This window comes from Streptomyces sp. cmx-18-6, from assembly GCF_046548915.1.
GTDB lineage: Bacteria > Actinomycetota > Actinomycetes > Streptomycetales > Streptomycetaceae > Streptomyces.
On sequence record NZ_JAEBEP010000061.1, the window covers coordinates 1 to 529 of the forward strand.

Consider the following 529-nt stretch of genomic DNA (forward strand, 5'->3'; position numbering starts at 1 on the left):
TCCAGCAGCGGTTCGACGCCGCGGTTGCGGTAGGCGGAGCCGCACAGCACGACCACGCCGTCGCCGGTGCGCGTCAGGTCGCGCAGGGCGCCGGTGAGGGTGGCCGCGGTGAGCGTCTCCCGGTCGCAGAACTCCTCCAGGGCGGCCGGATGCCGCTCCGCGACGGCTTCCTCCAGCAGCCGACGGCGACGCAGCGCCTCCTCCCGAAGATCCTCCGGTACGACGTCCTCGACGGCCGTCTCGCCGCCGTCGACCCAGGTCAGCGCGCGCATGCGCAGCAGGTCGACCACGCCGGTGAAGCCGTCTTCGGCACCGATCGGCAGGTGTACGACCAACGGGAGCGGATGAAGCCGTTCCCGGATCGACGCCACCGCGGCGTCGAGGTCGGCGCCCACCCGGTCCAGCTTGTTGACGAACGCGATCCTCGGCACGCCGTGCCGGTCGGCCTGCCGCCACACGGACTCGCTCTGCGGTTCCACACCCGCGACGGCGTCGAACACCGCCACCGCCCCGTCGAGCACCCGCAGGG

The 529-nt window shown here is 73.2% G+C and carries 1 protein-coding gene; it reads right to left on the reverse strand.

Annotation, left to right across the window (positions count from 1 at the left end):
• Window positions 1–529, reverse strand: a 529-nt coding sequence (locus ACLJPL_RS34150; protein WP_411084824.1) for a GTP-binding protein, incomplete at both ends; no start/stop codon positions are given.